Consider the following 17,820-nt stretch of genomic DNA (forward strand, 5'->3'; position numbering starts at 1 on the left):
GTATGTGGTGCGTGATTACCAACACCAGAGGTGACTACGCAGCAGCCATGCTAGCTCATCGAAATTACACCGAAAAACGGCGCCGAGAGTGACCCTACTCGGCGCGGGCGCGGCGGCTGCGGCTGGAGCCGATTGGCATTTCGGCGAGCGGCGTGCCTTGCTTGCTGGCGGCATTGGCCGCGGAGATTACGACGGATGCCGCTAGGCCAGCCGACGTGGCGGCGGCGTGCGCGGCAGAAATTCGCCCGGCGGCAGATTCGTTGCGCTCGCGAACGTATTGGCCGTACGTAATGACGCGGTTGCGACCGCTGTGTTTGGCGTGATAGAGGGCGAGATCGGAGCGCTCGATCATTTCGGCGCGGTTCGCGGCGTCGTCGGGATACGACGCAATACCAATCGACATGGTCACTTGCAGCGGCCCCTTCTCGGTCTCGATGACGAGCTTGGCGACCTCCGTGCGCAAGCGCTCGGCCACGGCGCGCGCGGTTTCGGCATCGGTGGCCTCAAGCACCACGGCAAATTCCTCGCCGCCGTAGCGCGCCGAAATATCGATCTTGCGCGCGACCTCTTGCAGCACGCGGGCGACGCGGCGCAACACCTCATCGCCCACCGGATGGCCGTAGTTGTCGTTGACCTTCTTGAAGAAGTCGACGTCGCATAGCAGCATGGCGGCCTTGTGGCCATGGCGCGTCGCGCGCTCGATGAGGTCGCCAAAGCGTTCTTGGAACGCGCGATGATTGGTCAGCCCGGTCAGGCCATCGGTGGTGGCCATGGTTTCCATGCGCTTGTACAAGAGGCCATTGACCATCGACACCGCGACCTGGTTGGCGATGACGGTCAACATTTCGCGCACGTCTTTGCCAAAGCGCTTCTCCTCGCGCGCGAGAAACGTCATGGTGCCGACCGCATCGTCGACGCAGAGCAGCGGCACGACTAGCAACGAGCGCGCCTCGGCAAAGGTGTGCTTTTTCGTGAACACAGGCGCCGACAGCTCACGCAAATCGCCACTAGCCGGCAAGTAGTGGCGGTTCTTGACCACCATCGACGCCAGCCCGGCATTGTCGCGAAACTCGATCCCCGCCAGATCTTCTTCCTCAATCAGGCCCTCGCCGCCGCGGCGAATCCGCACCGCCGCAACGCGGTGCTTGCCGCGCTCGCGGTCGTAGAGCGTAATGATCGCCACGTCGTAGTCTGCGATCGCCGCCGCCGCATCGAACGCCGTCTCATGCACCTGCTCGGGCGTCAGCGCCTGGCCAAGCAGCGCCGCGGCTTGGTAAAATCGTTCGTATTCATACTTCGAACGCTCGACCGATCGAAATACCTGTTCGATCTGAACCGCGCGCCCGAGCTGGACCGCCGCGCTCGACAACAAGGCCGCCTCGGCCTCGGTAAACGGCTTATCGCGATCGGCGCAAACGGCACCACGTACATGCCCATGCTCGAGCACGGGGACGGCCGCAAAGGCGCTGCCCGCATGCTCGCGCTCGTAATAGGGTATTTGCCCGAGCTTGGTCGCGCTCGCCAGCACCGGAGCCGCCTCACGCATGACCGCCGCCAGCAGCCCCAGGCTCGTCGAAGCGGGCGCGAGGTCAGGTGAATCTGAGACGGCCTCGCCCACGCGCATCGAGCCGTCGGGCGTTGGCCACATCCACACCACCGAGCGTGCACCAAGCAGCCGCTTGACCGCGCGCAAGACCCAGACCGCGGAGTCGTGGATCGCATCGGTGCCCGCGGCCGAAAGCATGGCTTCTTCTTCGGGTCGCGGCCGCGCCGCGCGGCTGGTCGGGCCCAGGGCGGCCGAGAGAAAACGCAAATCGCGCGCCGCCTGCTCTTTCTCGACCAGCACGTCGTGCAACCGCCGCGCCTGGCGCACCCGATATCGCACCACGAGCGCGCGCAGCAAGACATAGTGTAGCAACGCCGCGCCAATAATGAACAGGGCGTGCAGCGCCACCGTGACGAGCAGGCTCGCGCTCACGGGCCCGGCCGCCAGCGCGCGCGCCACCGTCGCGCCCTCGATCGCGAGCGCCGCGCCAAGCACCGCGATCGCCGCGGCGCGCGACAAGACCGTGATCGCAAACGCGATGGCCGCATAGAGCAAGGGGTACAGCGGCGAGTGGAGCCCGCCGGTGGCGAACAAGGAGGTGTAGAGCGCCGCGATCAAGGCCAGGCAAAGCTCGAGATCGCGAAAGATCGCCTCGGCGCGATACCACCACGAGGCTTGCTGCACCCGCGACGATGCGGGGGCAAAGCCAAGCCGCCGCAAGAGGGCGTACACGAGCAATAGGGTGACCGTCGTCGCAAACAGCAGCTGCACCGCGGTGATCTCGCCACGCAAGCTGGCACCAGCCATCACACCCGCCATCAGCGCAATGCAGGCGAGCGTGGCCATGATCGTGCCGCCGGCCACATGCATTGCCAGTTCCAAATTGCGTTTCATGGCGTACCGCCTGGGGTGGGCGTTTCTTGCGCGCCGGGCGCAACGGGCACCAATCTAATGATGCGATCGCCGACAAAGGCCAGCCCAAGCTCATCGCGCGCGATGGCTTCGATCGCCCGCACGTCGGTCGATAGCGCATGCACCTCACGCGCCAGCTGACGCTTTTGTTCGCGCAACGCCCCGATTTCGCGGCGCAAGCCATCGGTCTCGCGCTCGAGCTGAGCCGCGGGGCCACCGTCCGCCAAAAAACGCGCCGGCACGATCGCGAAGCACACCGCGATCACCGCGGCCAGGCCCATGCGCAATAACCAGCGCCGCCACACAGGAGGCACGTGCATATCTGCGAGGACTCGTTGCACCTTAGCTCTTAAATAGCCACCCCTTGCCGGGCGGGGCAATTTTTTGGCCAAACTCCACCGCAAATGGTTGTGCTATGGTCCGCGCAATGAAGCCCGTTTCGACCACGCCGCCCCGTGCAACGCGCTTGGCCTCGGCGCGCCATGTGCTAACAGTTGCGCTAGCTTGCACGGTTGCCGCGGCGTGCAATGATAAGCCCTCGACACAACTTACGTGCGGCGAGGGCGTCGCGGCCCCGCTCGCGGCCGGTGGCACGGTCCAGGTTGAGACTGGCGACGCCAAGGACCTACGCGGCGCCGCTGCCACGGCCGACGAAAAAACCACCTCGACGTGGACCTTAGCTATTTCGTGTCGCGACGATATTGCCGCATCCGATCTCGATGCGATCGGCCTCGCCGTGGCGTTTGAGCCCGCCCCCACCGACGCGCGCACCAGCGAGCGGCCGCTGCGCTTCACGTTGCCCTTTAAGGCGGCGCGCTTGGCAAAAAATGCCGGCGTACGCCACTTGCGAATTGCCGCGGTCACCGGCGATGGCGAGGTGTTTTACCCGCCCGTCGCCGACGCCGTGTTCGACACCACCGACCCGTACGCCTCCACGGTTACCTTTAGCGCCGACTTTTTCGCGACGTATCAGGTCGTGGCGCCCAAAACCGCGGGCACGCCGATTACCCGGCGTTTTACGTATAAAGCCATTCTCGGGGTGTCTATGGGCGGCAACGCCGCGCTTTCGGTCGGCCTGCGCCATCACGAACGCTTCGACATGATCGCAGACCTTGGCGGCGAGCCCGGCCCCAGCATGCCCTACACGCTCAGCGTAATCCGCGACTACATCCTTGGCTCGGCGTGCGCCGGTGACGCGGGCCCAGAGCCCGAGCCTGGCTCGCTTGCTAGCCGCCGCGTGCCCGCCTGCAGCGCGCGCCCCGCGCTGCTTGATCAGCACGAGATCGCGTCCGACTTTGACCACTTCACCTATCAAGAAGGCGAAGGCGTGGGCCTTAAGCTACGCCGCGGCTTCTACGCCATGGCCTTGCGCGATATGGCGCGCGCCTTTGGCAACCTCACCGTCTATAATGTGGCCGACGCCTATGCGCCGCCAGGCGTCGATCCGGCCTACTTCCAGGAGCCAGCCGAAACCCGATGCCCGGCGCCGGTGACGCTCGCCAACTACTTCGACGCGCGCTTTAATCCTGAGGGCGCCCTGCCCGTCATTACGTTTTGCGACGGCGGTGACAACGAGGCCACGGGTTTTGGGGTGTGGAACGACGACGAAATTCACGACGAGCCCATGGAGATCTTGCTCACCGTTGATCTCAACGAAAACGGCAAGCGCGATCTTGGCGAGCCGGTGCTGATGCAAATGCATGAGCCCTTCCTCGACGTCGGCATCGACGGCCTCGCCGACGCCGACGAACCAGGCTATGATGCGACAACCAACTCAGACCCCGCCGGCGACAATTATCACTACCTGCGCAATCCGCGCGGCACCGAAGACAGCCGCTGGCATGAGCCAGGCGAGCCGTTTGACGATGTCGGCGTTGATGGCGTAGCGACAACCTGCCAACAAGGCGACGCGCCGCCCAAAGGCGTGGCGCGATGCTACGATGTGGGCGAGGGCGACGGGCAATGGAGCCTCACGCCAAGCGCCCAGGGCTGGCTGCGCAACGACCTCGCCGAGGCGATGGGCGCGCTAACGCCCGCCGAGCGCGATCGCCTCGATTTTTGGCACGACGCCGGCATCCGCGACTTCTTCAACGCGTCGGTCTCCGCCAATCGCGGTTTTTCGCAGCTGATGAACCTCTTCGATCGCACCGGGCGCGTGTTCACGAGCTACAACTCTGTCGCGCAGACGCCCACGGGTCAACCCTATGACTTTGGCCTCGTTGACTGGCCGAGCGTCGGTCGCAACGTGTACGTGCGCTATGGCGATCCCGACGCCAGCGAGGCGCAAATCTTAAATGGCGACGGGCGCCATGTCGGCACGGTGCTGCAAATCGTCGCCCGCGTCACCACGGCCTTTGCGTGGATGAACGCGCATTGGCCGAATGGCGATCGCGAGGACGAATACACCAGCGGCCAGCTGTTCGAAGACCTCTCGTTTGAGACCACGCTAGGCCGCGACACCCCGTTTGCGCTGTTCTTGCCCCCTGGCTACGACAATCCCGCCAATGCGAATGTCCGATATCCGGTCATCGTGTTTCTCCACGGCTATGGCCAACAGCCCAAGGACATGGTCGCGCTCTCCGCGGTGTTTGAGTCGTACATGCAGCCGACCGGCCTCACCAAGGACCAGCGCTTTCAAAAATTCATCATCGTCTACGCCGATGGCCGCTGCCGGCCGCAGCGTGATGGCGTGCCGGTCAGCCTCGAGGGCGATCTTTGCGAGAGCGGCAACTTTTTCATGAACCTCGCGATCGGCGGGCCCGGGCAAATGGAAGATGCCATGCTCGAGCTGCTCGACTACATCGACGCGAACTACCGCACCAAGGCGCCCGAAGAAGTTACGTTTACGCCATAGGCGGCGTGTGCCGCTACGCCGCGCGCTCGGCGACCGCAAAGGATTGCGACGGACGGCGCGTGGTGGCGCGGGCTGGACGGTTGCCAAACGCAAGCTCGGCCGCGGCCAGATCGGCGGGTGTATCGACTTCCATGGCGCGAAATGGCGCGATGTCGACGGCGACAAATTGCGCGCCGCCCTCAACCATTTGTTGAAACGAGGCCTCGTAGTATTCGTTGACCAAGCCAAGCGTAAGCATGCGATGGCGAATGGTGGCGAACAATTCCACGGTGTGATGCGGCTCGAACACCTCGATGCCGACCGACTCGCCCGCGGCGGCGTCGATGGCGACTTCCTTGCCAATGCCGGTCACGCCAAGCGACGCGTCCATGGCGAGCTTGACCTCTTCGACGCCGAGGTCGTCCGCGCGGCGCAGCGCGATGCTGCTGCCGGTGGTCTCGAGCATGCGATGCAGCACCTCGAAGTCGTAGAGCAGATCGCTGTCGAGCAGCAAAAAGCGACGGCCACCAATCGCCTGTTCCGCGAGCATCAGCGAGTAGGCGTTGTTGGTGGTGGCAAAGTCTGGGTTGTGGATGAAGACGAGTTTCATGGTTGGCGCAAAGGCGCGCACCGCGAACTCGAGTTGTTCGTGTTCAAACCCGGTCACGATGATGACCTCGCCGACGCCACATGCCGCGAGCGCGTCGAGCTGGCGCTTCATCATCGAGGTGTTGCCGATGGCCAGCAGGCTCTTGGGCGTGCGTTCGGTCAGCGGGTGCAGCCGGGTGGAACGGCCAGCGGCCAAGATGACGGCGGGTGTCGACATGGTTTCAGGGTGTTGCAAGTTTGTTGCCAGGCTGTCACATAGGACGATCAAGCGCTTACACGCTGATGAATGGGCCTCGTGTGGTGAAAATCCACCAGATCGTTAGAGTGCTGACAGGCAAAGTCGCCAGGGTGGCCGCTCGATTCACCACCTATCGCAACGTTTGCAGGCGGTTAGCTACCCGTTTGAAGACGCAGCGCGCCGAGAAAGCGCGAGGTGGAGCACCGTCAAAACGACGTAGCCAAGCGAGATGGCGACGCCATACCCGGCCGCCAGCTTGATGGCGATTGGCCACCACGGCGTTACAGCAACTAGCACCGCCCAAGCAAACACGTAGACATCGCGGCGGCCCAACGAGCGCAGGTGGGTCAGCGGCGAGGCCTTGTCGTAGACCTCGTCCATGGTGGCCGCGGAGCGCTCGAACCACCAACGGAAATCGTAAAAATCACCGCCCCGCTGCTTCACCTGCGCGTACAGCGCGAGCTGCGAGAAGACACGTCCGCCGGCGGCGAGCAGGCCAAGGGTTTCCCACATGCCACCCGCGGCGACGCCAAGCGCCGCCATCGCGGACCCGTCGACTAGATCGTCGGCGATGTTGTCGAGCCACTGACCGAGCTTGCTAAATTGGTAGCGCAACCGCGCCAACTCGCCATCGCACGAATCGAGCACCGATTGAAAAAACAGCGCGAGGCCGGCGACGGGCCACAACCAGGCAGCAGGGTTGCTGCGCGTCGCGAGCAACAGGCCCGCGGCGAAGAACCCAACCAATAGCGCGACCACGGTGACGTGATTTGGCGTCAGTGGGGAATTGGCGATCAGCCGCGTAATACGCAACGAGACGTGGTGATTCACCAAGGCGTCAATGGGTCCCTGAAACGTCTTGGGCAGCGAGCGCAGCAGTTGCCACTCCGCGCGCCGGTGATCGGCGGCGCTATGCAGGGCAATGCCCGCGACCTCGTCGGCCGAGAAGATCCACGCGCCTGCGGGGATCGGCGCACCCAGCTGACGCTCGGCCACCAGGCCAGGTACCGTGGGCAGTTCGCCTTCAAAGGTGACGATCGCGCGCGTAGCACCGCCACGCGCCGCTAGCCACAGACAGCGATGCAGCACCGTGATGCCACCGACCCGCGCGCTGGGATTGCTAGAATTAGCCGCCGCGGTGATATAGGCGATGTCGCCACGAGGTTGCCCACTCATCGCCGCATGCCTAGCACACTCGCCGCACGGCGTGCACGCGATTGAACACATGCGGGGTGTGCGTTGCAGGGCGCGTAGGGCCTCCAAGGCGGTGAAATTCTGACACCGCGGCAATCTGCGCCAAGGCGGGTTTGGTCGTTGACGCGGCAGCGAGAGATGGGTTAACGCGTAGCCGAGGTATTTATGAATTCTGCCCCACAACTCATCGATGCAAACGTCGCCACCGAAGGCACCGGCGCTAAAAAAATCGCCAAGCATAAAGAAGCGCTAGCGATCAACGGCGGCCCCGCGGTGCGCGCCACGGCGCTGCCCGGACCGTACCCTGGCGCGCTGCTGATCGGCAAGGCCGAGGAAAAGCACGTGCTCGATGTGCTGCGCTCGAAGTCGCTGTTTCGCTATTACGGCCCCGACGTGCTCGGCAAGGTGACGTCGTTTGAGCGCGCGCTGTCGATGCGGCTCGGCCGCCTGTCCGTGCTCGCGACTAACTCTGGCACCTCGGCGCTGAAATGCGCGCTGCACGCCGTAGGCGTTGGTCCCGGTGATGAAGTGCTCGTGCCAGCGTATTCGTATGTCGCCAGCGCTGACGTCGTAATCTCGCTCGGCGCGACGCCGGTGTTCGTTGAAATCGACAAATCGATGACAATGGACCCAAGCGACCTCGAGGCCAAGATCACGCCGCGGACCAAGGCCATCACGCCAGTGCACTTGTTTGGCGTGCCGTGCGCGATGCGCGCGATCATGGAGATCGCCGACCGTCACGGCATTGCCGTAGTCGAAGACTGCGCGCAGGCCCTCGGCGCAAGCTACGACGGCCAGCTCGTCGGCACCTTTGGCAAGATCAGCATCACCAGCTTTCAACTCAACAAGGTTATTACGTGCGGCGAAGGCGGCGCGGTGTATGCGCGCGACGAGGCGGTGTTTGATCGCGCGGTGCGCTTGCACGACCACGGCAACTTCCGCGGCAAGGCCGGCGGCGAGACCACCATCGGCGAAGGGTTTCGCTTAAGCGAGCTCTCTGGCGCGGTGTTGGTGGCGCAGCTCGAACGCCTCGACGACATTCTGGCCCGCCTGCGCGGCGCGAAACAATATTTGGTGAGCAAGTTGGCCAAGGTGAAGGGCATCGAGCTCGCGCCCTCCAACGACCTCGCCGGCGACGCAGGGCTTGGCCTCGCGTTTTTTGTCAGCAGCGCCGAGAAGGCCGCGGCCTTTGTCGCCGCGCTCGAGGCCGAGGGCATCCGCGCGCAACGCCAATATGGCGGCAAGACGCTCTATCAGCAGGCTGCGGTCGTCACCGCGGGCTTGGGCGGCGCCGGCCAATGCCCACGCAGCGAAGACCTGGTAGGGCGCAGCGTGTTTCTCGCGCTTTCCACCAAGCTGACCAAGCGCGACCTCGCCGACGTCGTGTTAGCGATTCGCAAGGTCGCCTTCGCCTTGGCCTAAAGCGGCGCCGCTATGACCTTTGACGCGCTTGTCTTGGCCATCGGACCGAACGCCAACCGCCGGGTTGGCGGCATGTCGCTAGTCGACCGCGCCCGCCGGGTTGCGGAAAAAGCTGGTGCAGACGTAGTCCATATTGTTACCAGCGCAAGTCAGCTCCAACCGATCAGTCAAGCGTTTGGCGCCAAAGCGGTACGTCATGGCTTGCTGATTATTGATGGCGCGACGCAGGTCGTCCACATGCCGCTGGTCCTGCCGATGTTGGACGAGTCGGCGTCGAGGCCGCACCGCAAGGCCATCGCCCCTGACGGAACGTATGCGGGTGCCCTTTATTGCGTCGATCGCGCCACCGCCGTCGACGCGATCAGCAAGCTTGCGGAGTACGACGGTGACCATGCCAAGCTTGCGGCCAGCTGGGGCGACATGGCTGAAGCCTTTGTCCACGGCGACATCGCGCGCCACCCGGCGACAACGCGCGTCGAACGCAAGGCCGCGCTCGACATGTTGCTCCGCCTGGTGCACAAGTCCACCGACAACGCCATCACGCGCTATCTCTATCGCCCGGTGTCGCGGCCGCTCACCAAGTTTTTTCTGATGACGCCGATTACGCCCAATCAAATTTCGGCGCTGGTTGGCATTCTTGGCGTCATTGGCTGCGTGCTGGTCGCGCGCGGCAACCACGCCGACCTGGTGCTCGGCTCGGCGCTCGTGGTCATCGCGGGCTTCATCGACTGCTGCGATGGCGAGGTGGCGCGGCTGCGACATCTCAGTTCCAAGCTCGGCGCGTGGCTCGACACCCTCATCGACGAATTTACGTCGGTGGGCTATATCGTCGCGCTAGGCCTGCATTGCCACAACCGTCAGCCGGAGGCCTGGGTGCTGCCAACGTTGTGGACTGGCATCATCGGCTCGGCGCTGTCGCTGTACATAATTTACTACTTCGACCTGCGGGTCGCGAAAACCGGCAACTCGCAAAATTATGTCGGCAACCTGGCGCTGCTCGGCGATGACGCAGCCAGCCTGCGCCTAACGCCGGTGCGACCCAGCGTTACGACGTCGCCACTAGCCGCGCGCGCCATGCCGCTGATTTATGCCGTGGTGCGCCGCGATTTCGTCAATCTGGCGTGCCTGGCCATGGCGATCGCGGATGTCTTCCGTTTTAACTTTGCCATCATGGCGCTAGCGACCACGGTGATGACCATCATCATCGTGCCCGAGCACCTGAAGCTGCGGCGCCTGCTGGCGCGGTTTGCCGCGCTGGGCGCGCCGATCCGATACGCACCCTAGTGTCTCGCGCGCGGGCCTCATGCCTGCAACGCGCGCCAGGCGGTGACAAAGCTAAGGTTTAAGAGCCGGTGCAGCAGAAACATGGTGAGCATGATAGCGATGGCGCTCACCAATAAGATGCGCGTCACTGGGCTTTGCCACGGATACAGCAGATGCACGGCAAAGCTGACGAGCACGGGCGCCAGCGTGCAGACCCAGACCAGCCGTTGCTCGCGCAAATAGGTACCCAGCGGCAGCTCGAGCGCACGCAGGCTCATGCCGAGCAAGACGGCAAAGGCGAGCGGATAGCCGACGATCCACGCCAGCGGCACCGCGAGCAGGCCTAGCTGCGGCAGGCCGGCGGCAAATAGCACGAACAGCACCGGCATGATGATCGACGCCGTCACCATATACGTCAGCGTCTGGCCCGCACGCCCGGTGCCATCCAGCAGCGGCGGCATGACGTAGCCCAGCGAGCGCAGGATGGCGACCGCGCACAGCAAGCGCACCGCCGCGCCCGCGCCCGCGAATGAAGCGTCAAAGAGGCCGACGATGTCGTCCGCGGCCACGAAGACGATGCCGATGTACGTATTCACGGTGATGAGATTCAGCGTGGTAAACGACAAAAACTGATCAACCAATTGCGGCCTTGAGTCGCGCACCCGCGCAAAAGCCGAAAAGGCGACATCGACCACGACGCCAGCGATCATTTTTACGGGTTCGAAGATGATTTCGTGCGCGAGCTTATACATGCCTAGCACCTTGTCGCCAAAGAAATAGCCGACCACGGGATAGTCGATATTGCCAAACAGCTGCGCCAAGAGCGCGCTGCCCGCGGTTTGCAGGCCAAACTTGAGATGCCGCCACACGAGCCGAGGCTGAAACGAAAACGAGGGGCGCCAAGGATAGTACCATTGCGCCACCAGGCCGAACACCAAGACGCGCGCCAGGCCGCCGGTGACGAAGCACCACACGCCAAAGCCCATCGCTGCCGTCGCGAGCTTGACGCCAAATTCCGCGAGATTTCCCAGGATGCGCGCGATGGAGATTTCCTTGAAGCGCAGCTCTCGCTTGAGGTTGGCGAGCGGGATAAAATAGACGTGTCGCCACAGCAGCTTGAAGCCATACGCGATCAACATCTGCCCGACGACGACATGGCCGTAGAAGCCAAGCGCCAGGATGGGCGCAAACACCAGCAAGAGGCCAAACAGCACCACCGCGGTAATCAGGTTGAGCCAAAAAATGGTCGACACCACCGGGCGCTCGAGCTTTTCGCGAATTACCGCCGCCGACATGCCAAGGTCGGCGAGCAAATCGAGCAAGGGGAACATCCACACCGCCTTGGTCGCGATGCCATATTGCTCGGCCGGGATCCAATACGCCAGGATGATGAAGATGGCGACGAAATCGAGCACGCCGACCATCGCGCTGGCGACGCCGACCCACGCGATGCCGCGGCTTACCTTGCCCTTGGTCGCGGCGACGTCGTGACCATCACCGGGCGCTTGGCCCGGCGGCGGCGGCTCAGAAGGCGGGTCGGCGGACACGGTGTTAGGTGCCGGCTTGGTACCACAATTGCCAGTTTGCTACGTTGAAGAAACAGGGCGTTTGTGGTTTGGTTCGTCGGTGACACTTACCGATAAAAGCGTAGCAATCATTGGGCTTGGATACGTCGGCCTGCCGGTGGCCATCTCGTTTGGCCGCAAGCTGCCAACCGTTGGGTTTGACATCCGCCAAAAAGCGCGTCGCCGAGCTGCGCGAGGGCCGCGATGAGACGCTCGAAGTCTCGCCCGACGATCTCAAGGGCGCCACGATGCTCAAGCTCACCGCCGATCCGAAAGACATGGCGGCCTGCACATTTTTTATCGTCGCGGTGCCAACGCCAATCGATGCCGACAATCGCCCCGACCTATCGCCACTGGTGGGCGCCTCGAAGTCGGTCGGCGCGGTGCTCAAGCGCGGCGACGTCGTGTGTTACGAGTCCACCGTCTATCCTGGCGTCACCGAAGACGTCTGCGGCCCTATCTTGGAGCAAGTCTCCGGGCTCAAGTGCGGCGTCGATTTTTTCTTGGGCTACTCGCCCGAGCGCATCAATCCCGGTGACAAGGAACATACGTTTGAGCGCATCACCAAGGTCGTCGCCGGGCAAACCCCCGAGACCCTCGATCGCGTCGCGGCGATGTACAGCGCCGTTGTCACCGCGGGCGTGCACCGCGCCGCCACCATCAAGGTCGCCGAGGCGGCCAAGGTCATCGAGAACACCCAGCGCGATCTCAACATCGCGCTGATGAACGAGCTTGCGCTGATTTTTGATCGCATGGACATTCGCACCGCCGACGTGCTTGCCGCGGCCGGCACCAAATGGAACTTTCTAAAGTTCAGCCCGGGCCTGGTCGGCGGCCACTGCATTGGGGTTGACCCGTACTACCTCACCACCAAGGCGCAACAGCTCGGCTACCTGCCCGAGGTGATCTTGGCCGGCCGCCGCATCAACAACCACATCTCGGCGTTTCTGGCCGAGAAGTGCGTGAAGTTTTTGGCCGGCGCCGATCAGCCGCTATCGCGCGCCAAGGTTGTGATCCTGGGCCTGACGTTCAAAGAAAACGTGCCCGACCTCCGCAACTCCAAGGTGCCCGATATCGCCACGGAGCTGCAAACCTATGGCATTAAGCCGCTCATTCACGACCCGATGGGCGACGCCGCCGAGGCGATGCACGAATACGGCGTCGCGTTGTCGGACTGGTCCGCACTTGGCGGCGCTGACGTCGTGATCTGGGCGGTCAACCACAAGCAGTACACCGACAAGGTCGCCGACGTGTTTGCGCTGCTTAAAAAGGGTGGCGCTATCATTGACGTCAAGTCGACGCTCTCGCCGAGCGATGTGCCGGCGCATTTGAAATACTGGAGCCTGTAACTCCGCGGCCGTGCGGCCGACTACAAAAGCAAGCCGCTACGGTAGGCAGGCATTGAGATCGGCTTCAGCACTGTCACAATCCACGACGTAGGTTGTGCCATCCTCGTAGCACTCCCATTGACCTACACAATAAGCCACGGAGGAGAATTCATCGTAGCACTCTGGATACGGCGTGACGGCGGCTACCCATTGATCAACATCCGTCAGGCAGGCGGCGACATCCATGCCGCAATCTTCCATGGTGTAGCAAGTCGCGCGCAGGGTCTGCCGCGCATCGTCTAGTTGAGGACTGCCTTGGCCAGGAGGGGTTGGGGTCGGCGATGGAGACGGCGACGGCGACGGCGTTTGTCCCTCACAGTTCGGCTGGAAAATCGGACAATCTTGGTCGTCCGACCCGCCGTCATTGCCGCAGCCAAGGGAACCTGAGACTAGCGCGCCGAGTGACACGAGGATCGCGATTGAAATAGTTGAATAGTTTTTCATATGGGACTCCTTAGATGATGATTTAGAAGGTTGTGGTCATGCCGAGGCGCAGGCCGAAGTAGCTAGGCGCCACGACATCACCAAATTCAGGCGCGACCGCGTTGAGCGTGCCGCCAATGCCCAGCGCGATGGAATTGCTGACGAAGGCGTCGAGGCCAAAGTCGATGCCGAGGCCAAAGCCGGTCTCGCTGAGATCATCGTCGCTGCCCGGACCAGAAAACTGTGCGGTCGTCACGCCCATCGACATCCCCGCGTACGGCGCCACCTTGCCGATATGCAGGCTGGCGCGTCCATAGGCGTGGGCCTCGAGCAACCACGTCGAGATATCGGCGTCCGCCGCATCGCCAATTAGAATCCACGGCACAAACCGCGTGTGCAGACCGCCGCCGATGCCAAAGTTCCCCATGACCGCCTCGTAGCCAAAGCGCAACGATGGCGCGAACGAGGTCTCGACAATGCCGCCCTCGTCCTTATCGCCCCAGTCACCGGTCGGAAACACGACGATGGCATCGAGCCCAAAGCGCATGCCGCTTTGCGCGAACGCCTTGGGCATGCCGCCACCGGTGCGCTGCTGCTGAGCGCCGCCCGTCCAGGCGGGGCCGCCTTGCGGTGCGGCCGCGGTTGGCGCGGTCCAGTTGGGATTGGGTTCCTTGGAGATTTTTACGATTTGATCGGCCGCAAACACGCGCACGCTGCCATCGAGCATCGCGAGCTTGTAGGTGGCGCCAGGCGTTTGCTCGACGATCACGCCCTTGTAGATGCTGCCATCGGCGATTTCGAGGACATCCCACGTTTGCGTCGCGGCGACGTCGACGCTTTGGGCGTGGGCCACCGACGGCGCTGCGAGAACGCCCAGTGATAAGCAAGCGGCGGCTAGATAGGATAAAAAATGATGTTTAGCGTTTGTTGACATATTGTTGACCGCACCTATCACGCCGCCGAAGCCGCAACAACCGTTATCTTTTTAACGGTGGTTTCGTGTCAGGGATCGTCGAGTGACTGAAATTCAGAGCCGATTAATCCTGCTGAGCTACGGACAATCGTAGCTGTAGTTTACTTTGTAGTTCATGTCGCCGACGTCGCGTTCCTCCGCGACAACGCGTGCTCCTTCTAGGGTTTTGCTGTGGGCATACACCACGTTGCTGGTGCCGCCGCCGGGATAGCTAGTCGTCGTCTGCGACACCATGAGGCGATCATGCCACGTATAAATCGATTGAAACGTTGGGGCAAAAAAGGCGATGCGTTGGACCCCAAAGCGCGTGGCGTAGTCTGATTCAAGTGAGGGCATAAATTCCTCGGCTAAACCGAGGCCCCAGGTTTCTTGATAATCATCGCAGTATTCGCCGCCACCGGAACGATCTTGGCAACGATCGACCGTCGCCTCAAGCCCGCCATCTTTGCTGACAAACGTGCGGGTGAAGACGTCGGTGTCTCCAGTGGCGTTCTCAACAAGTTCGACCGCTGGAATAGGTTGATCATCGTAGGTATAGGTCGACGTCGACGCACCCGATGGATCATCAGACGACGAGAACGCGTCGGAGATAAGGCGCCCTCTTACATCATAGGCACGTAGCGAGGTCGATACGGTTGAGCCTTCGGTATAGATGCGCTTGGTCAACTTGTTGCCCTCATAGTCAAACTGCTCGCTCGAGGCCACGCCGCCAACGGTGATGTAGTCGACCGACAGCAACTTGGATCCGTCCCACGTGTAGGTTGCGGTGTCTGCCAAGACATCGTTGTCGTAGAACGTCGCGGCGCACGGGCGTTCTAACGTTGCGGCGTCGTTGCCGCAGGCACTGGCCAGTAGTGCGCTAAGCGCTCCCACACACGCGAATCGATTCACTGTTGTTTTCATGACGCCTCCCTCGGGTTGCTATTTTAGAAAGATGCCGTCATGCCGAGGCGCAGGCCGAAGTAGCTAGGCGCCACGACATCACCAAATTCAGGCGCGACCGCGTTGAGCGTGCCGCCAATGCCCAGCGCGATGGAATTGCTGACGAAGGCGTCGAGGCCAAAGTCGATGCCGAGGCCAAAGCCGGTCTCGCTGAGATCATCGTCGCTGCCCGGACCAGAAAACTGTGCGGTCGTGACGCCCATCGACATCCCCGCGTACGGCGCCACCTTGCCGATATGCAGGCTGGCGCGTCCATAGGCGTGGGCCTCAAGCAACCACGTCGAGATATCGGCGTCGGCGGCATCGCCAATTAGAATCCACGGCACAAACCGCGTGTGCAGACCGCCGCCAATGCCAAAGTTGCCCATGATCGCCTCGTAGCCAAAGCGCAACGAAGGCGCGAACGAGGTCTCGACAATGCCGCCCTCGTCCTTATCGCCCCAGTCACCCGTCGGAAACACGACGATGGCATCGAGCCCAAAGCGCATGCCGCTTTGCGCAAACGCCTTGGGCATCCCGCCGCCGGTGCGCTGCTGCTGGGGAGATCCGGTGGACGATGCTGCCGCGGTTGGCGCCGTCCACTTTGGATTGGCTTCCTTGGAGATTTTTACGATTTGATCGGCCGCAAATACGCGCACGCTGCCATCGAGCATCGCGAGCTTGTACGTGGCGCCGGGCGTCTGCTCGACGATCACGCCCTTGTAGATGCTGCCATCGGCGATTTCGAGGACATCCCAGGTTTGCGTCGCGGCGACGTCGACGCTTTGGGCGTGCGCGACCGATGGCATTGAAAGGAGCGCTAGCATTGCGCAGAGCGCGGCTAGCAAGGAACGTTGATTGCGATTGGTGTGTGTCGTCATAAAGTTGAGCGCTGCTATCACGCCAAATTTGCCGCGACTACCATAATCCACAGCGCCGACCGCTAATCGCTGGGATTGTCACGTGGCTGTCACCTGCCCCGTCGGCGGTTCCGGCCGGCACGGAATTTCCTCGTATTTTCAATATACTGGCCGCGTGCCCAGCCGCGTGGTCTTGGCGCGCGCGAGGTGCATGAGGCCGCGCATCAGCAGCCTGCGCATCGGCATGTCGGTGCGCCCGAGCTCAGCCTTGCTGAGGGTATCGACGTCGCGCACGATGTCGAGCACGGTTTGCGCTAGGCGTGGCAGGCGCGGCTCGTCGACCCAGGGCAAGGCGTCGTCGGCGGTGAGCAGATAGACCGGGTTGCTGATGAAGTTGATGATCGGAATGCCCGCCTCGTGCCAATCGCCGCCATCGGTCGGTGGGTAGTCGCCAAGCGGGCCCTCGGGCGGCAACAGCAGCGTGCGCTGGAGGGCATTGGCCTTGATATGCCCCAGAATGCGATCGGCCAGCGCGCGCTGAAATGGCACAAAACAGCCGGTAGCTTCGGTTCTGCCGTTGGGGACTAATTTGCCACTGGCGTCTTCGACAGCCTCTTTGGCCACATGCTCGGTTGTAATTTCGAGCGCAATTTGCGGCAGCAAGGTGTCGCGATGGCGCGAGATAAACGTGCGCGTGCCAATCGACCCGTAGAAATGGCCCGCGGTAAAAAGCACGATCACGCGGCGTCGCAACGGCCCAGCTTCGGCGAGCGCCCTCGCCACGGCCAGCACGACCGCGCATCCCGAGGCATCTTCGACCGGCGATTCAAACGGTGAATCGTGGTGGCAATGGATCACCACGGCTTCGGCGTCGGCAGCGGCGCCGGGCAGCTCGCCTACAATGTTGTGGGTGACGCCGGGACCGCGCGTACCGGAGAGCACCAAGCGCGCCGTCGCGCCCGCGCCAGCTAGCTGCCGCAGGCGGGCGCCGTCGTCGCGCCCGACCCAAAACCCTGGCAGCGGCTTGTCGAGAATGTCGCGCTCCTTAAACCCATAGGGCGCATACATGCGATGCGAGCCGCCCGGCTGATCGACCAAGATGCCGATAAACCCTACCGCGCCGCGCGCGGCGGCCTGCTGATACAAATGCCAATTAAGGCGCACCCACGTCGCGGGATGGTTGACGTCGGCAACGTCGTTGTCGGGGTCGTGCATGCCAAGGCTCAGCTTGCGCAGCAGGCTCGCTTGCAACATCGGAAATCGAATTTCGGCGACGACGATCTTGCCTTGCCATTGCCCGGCACGGGCCTCGCCGCTTGGGGTCGCCCACACCATCGGCGCCTCAAGGCCGCCTTCGGGCGTGAAGGCGGCGTGGGGAATCCACTGCGCCGCGAGCTCGTGCCACGCGTCGCCTTCGCGCACGGAGACGTTGGCCTGGGTTGGCACGTAGACCTCGACCTCCATGGCTTCGCGCCGCACGTTAGCAAGGTCAAACGAAGCCAACTTGTCAGCGAGATAGCTTTCACAAGCATGTCCCGCGGGGCTGCCAGCGCGGCGTGCCCCCAAGGCCGCCATGTCGCGGATCCAGGTCATCATAACCTCGGAGCTTAGTGCGCCTGCGTCGCTGGTCATGCGCGTGGCGGTACCACCCGCGGCCGCCATACACAATGCCT

13 protein-coding genes and 1 pseudogene are annotated in these 17,820 nt (G+C 63.0%); 4 read left to right on the plus strand and 10 right to left on the minus strand.

Annotated features, from left to right (window positions below; translation table 11 throughout):
* Positions 1 to 94: 94 nt before the first annotated feature.
* Together IPL79_12675 and IPL79_12680 are read right to left on the minus strand one after the other, a co-directional pair.
* A complete protein-coding gene (locus IPL79_12675) occupies positions 95 to 2,440 on the minus strand; it encodes a sensor domain-containing diguanylate cyclase (protein ID MBK9071839.1) in 2,346 nt (781 codons plus the stop codon).
* Positions 2,437 to 2,799: a septum formation initiator family protein gene (locus IPL79_12680; protein ID MBK9071840.1), complete on the minus strand. Its 363-nt coding sequence runs from the start codon at positions 2,797 to 2,799 to the stop codon at positions 2,437 to 2,439. Before IPL79_12680 ends, IPL79_12675 begins: the two co-directional genes overlap by 4 nt.
* 86 nt (positions 2,800 to 2,885) lie before the next feature.
* Between IPL79_12680 and IPL79_12685 the strand changes: the two genes are divergently transcribed.
* Positions 2,886 to 5,312: a hypothetical protein gene (locus IPL79_12685; protein ID MBK9071841.1), complete on the plus strand. Its 2,427-nt coding sequence runs from the start codon at positions 2,886 to 2,888 to the stop codon at positions 5,310 to 5,312.
* Between the two features lie 13 nt (positions 5,313 to 5,325).
* Here the strand turns inward: IPL79_12685 and IPL79_12690 are convergent, their stop codons facing one another.
* Both IPL79_12690 and IPL79_12695 read right to left on the minus strand, forming a co-directional pair.
* Complete coding sequence (locus IPL79_12690) at positions 5,326 to 6,117, minus strand: phosphocholine cytidylyltransferase family protein (protein ID MBK9071842.1); 792 nt, start codon at positions 6,115 to 6,117, stop codon at positions 5,326 to 5,328.
* A gap of 177 nt (positions 6,118 to 6,294) precedes the next feature.
* The gene (locus tag IPL79_12695) at positions 6,295 to 7,314 is read right to left on the minus strand and encodes a CDP-alcohol phosphatidyltransferase family protein (GenBank protein MBK9071843.1); all 1,020 of its coding nucleotides are present in this window, start codon (positions 7,312 to 7,314) and stop codon (positions 6,295 to 6,297) included.
* Positions 7,315 to 7,497: 183 nt separating this feature from the next.
* Here IPL79_12695 and IPL79_12700 point away from each other — a divergent pair, with 183 nt between their 5' ends.
* Together IPL79_12700 and IPL79_12705 are read left to right on the plus strand one after the other, a co-directional pair.
* A complete protein-coding gene (locus tag IPL79_12700; GenBank protein ID MBK9071844.1) occupies positions 7,498 to 8,754 on the plus strand; it encodes a DegT/DnrJ/EryC1/StrS family aminotransferase in 1,257 nt (418 codons plus the stop codon).
* A 12-nt stretch (positions 8,755 to 8,766) separates the two neighbouring features.
* A complete protein-coding gene (locus IPL79_12705) occupies positions 8,767 to 10,038 on the plus strand; it encodes a CDP-alcohol phosphatidyltransferase family protein (protein ID MBK9071845.1) in 1,272 nt (423 codons plus the stop codon).
* A gap of 17 nt (positions 10,039 to 10,055) precedes the next feature.
* Here IPL79_12705 and IPL79_12710 read toward each other — a convergent pair whose 3' ends face one another.
* Positions 10,056 to 11,564 carry an oligosaccharide flippase family protein gene (locus IPL79_12710; GenBank protein ID MBK9071846.1) on the minus strand — a complete coding sequence of 503 codons (1,509 nt, stop codon included), beginning with the start codon at positions 11,562 to 11,564 and terminating at the stop codon, positions 10,056 to 10,058.
* A gap of 79 nt (positions 11,565 to 11,643) precedes the next feature.
* Here IPL79_12710 and IPL79_12715 point away from each other — a divergent pair.
* Positions 11,644 to 12,931 (plus strand): annotated as a pseudogene (locus IPL79_12715) (nucleotide sugar dehydrogenase).
* A 36-nt stretch (positions 12,932 to 12,967) separates the two neighbouring features.
* Here the strand turns inward: IPL79_12715 and IPL79_12720 are convergent.
* From IPL79_12720 to IPL79_12740, 5 genes are all read right to left on the minus strand, one after another.
* Positions 12,968 to 13,414: a hypothetical protein gene (locus IPL79_12720; protein ID MBK9071847.1), complete on the minus strand. Its 447-nt coding sequence runs from the start codon at positions 13,412 to 13,414 to the stop codon at positions 12,968 to 12,970.
* Between the two features lie 22 nt (positions 13,415 to 13,436).
* On the minus strand, positions 13,437 to 14,327 hold the full coding sequence (locus IPL79_12725; GenBank protein MBK9071848.1) for a hypothetical protein: 891 nt from the start codon (positions 14,325 to 14,327) through the stop codon (positions 13,437 to 13,439).
* Between the two features lie 117 nt (positions 14,328 to 14,444).
* Positions 14,445 to 15,269 carry a hypothetical protein gene (locus tag IPL79_12730; protein MBK9071849.1) on the minus strand — a complete coding sequence of 275 codons (825 nt, stop codon included), beginning with the start codon at positions 15,267 to 15,269 and terminating at the stop codon, positions 14,445 to 14,447.
* Between the two features lie 23 nt (positions 15,270 to 15,292).
* Positions 15,293 to 16,096 carry a hypothetical protein gene (locus IPL79_12735; GenBank protein MBK9071850.1) on the minus strand — a complete coding sequence of 268 codons (804 nt, stop codon included), beginning with the start codon at positions 16,094 to 16,096 and terminating at the stop codon, positions 15,293 to 15,295.
* 210 nt (positions 16,097 to 16,306) lie between these two features.
* Positions 16,307 to 17,779: a M28 family peptidase gene (locus IPL79_12740; GenBank protein ID MBK9071851.1), complete on the minus strand. Its 1,473-nt coding sequence runs from the start codon at positions 17,777 to 17,779 to the stop codon at positions 16,307 to 16,309.
* Positions 17,780 to 17,820 lie beyond the last annotated feature (41 nt).

The sequence above is a fragment of the Myxococcales bacterium genome (assembly GCA_016716835.1).
Taxonomy (GTDB): Bacteria; Myxococcota_A; Polyangia; order Haliangiales; family Haliangiaceae; genus JADJUW01.

What these genes read in the sequence shown, in the direction of transcription:
- IPL79_12690 (MBK9071842.1), bottom strand. Translation starts at nt 6,117, where the DNA reads ATGTCGACACCCGCCGTCATCTTGGCCGCTGGCCGTTCCACCCGGCTG.
- IPL79_12695 (MBK9071843.1), bottom strand. Translation starts at nt 7,314, where the DNA reads ATGAGTGGGCAACCTCGTGGCGACATCGCCTATATCACCGCGGCGGCT.
- IPL79_12720 (MBK9071847.1), bottom strand. Translation starts at nt 13,414, where the DNA reads ATGAAAAACTATTCAACTATTTCAATCGCGATCCTCGTGTCACTCGGC.
- IPL79_12740 (MBK9071851.1), bottom strand. Translation starts at nt 17,779, where the DNA reads ATGACCAGCGACGCAGGCGCACTAAGCTCCGAGGTTATGATGACCTGG.
- IPL79_12675 (MBK9071839.1), bottom strand. Translation starts at nt 2,440, where the DNA reads ATGAAACGCAATTTGGAACTGGCAATGCATGTGGCCGGCGGCACGATC.
- IPL79_12705 (MBK9071845.1), top strand. Translation starts at nt 8,767, where the DNA reads ATGACCTTTGACGCGCTTGTCTTGGCCATCGGACCGAACGCCAACCGC.
- IPL79_12730 (MBK9071849.1), bottom strand. Translation starts at nt 15,269, where the DNA reads ATGAAAACAACAGTGAATCGATTCGCGTGTGTGGGAGCGCTTAGCGCA.
- IPL79_12685 (MBK9071841.1), top strand. Translation starts at nt 2,886, where the DNA reads ATGAAGCCCGTTTCGACCACGCCGCCCCGTGCAACGCGCTTGGCCTCG.
- IPL79_12725 (MBK9071848.1), bottom strand. Translation starts at nt 14,327, where the DNA reads ATGTCAACAAACGCTAAACATCATTTTTTATCCTATCTAGCCGCCGCT.
- IPL79_12735 (MBK9071850.1), bottom strand. Translation starts at nt 16,096, where the DNA reads ATGCCATCGGTCGCGCACGCCCAAAGCGTCGACGTCGCCGCGACGCAA.
- IPL79_12700 (MBK9071844.1), top strand. Translation starts at nt 7,498, where the DNA reads ATGAATTCTGCCCCACAACTCATCGATGCAAACGTCGCCACCGAAGGC.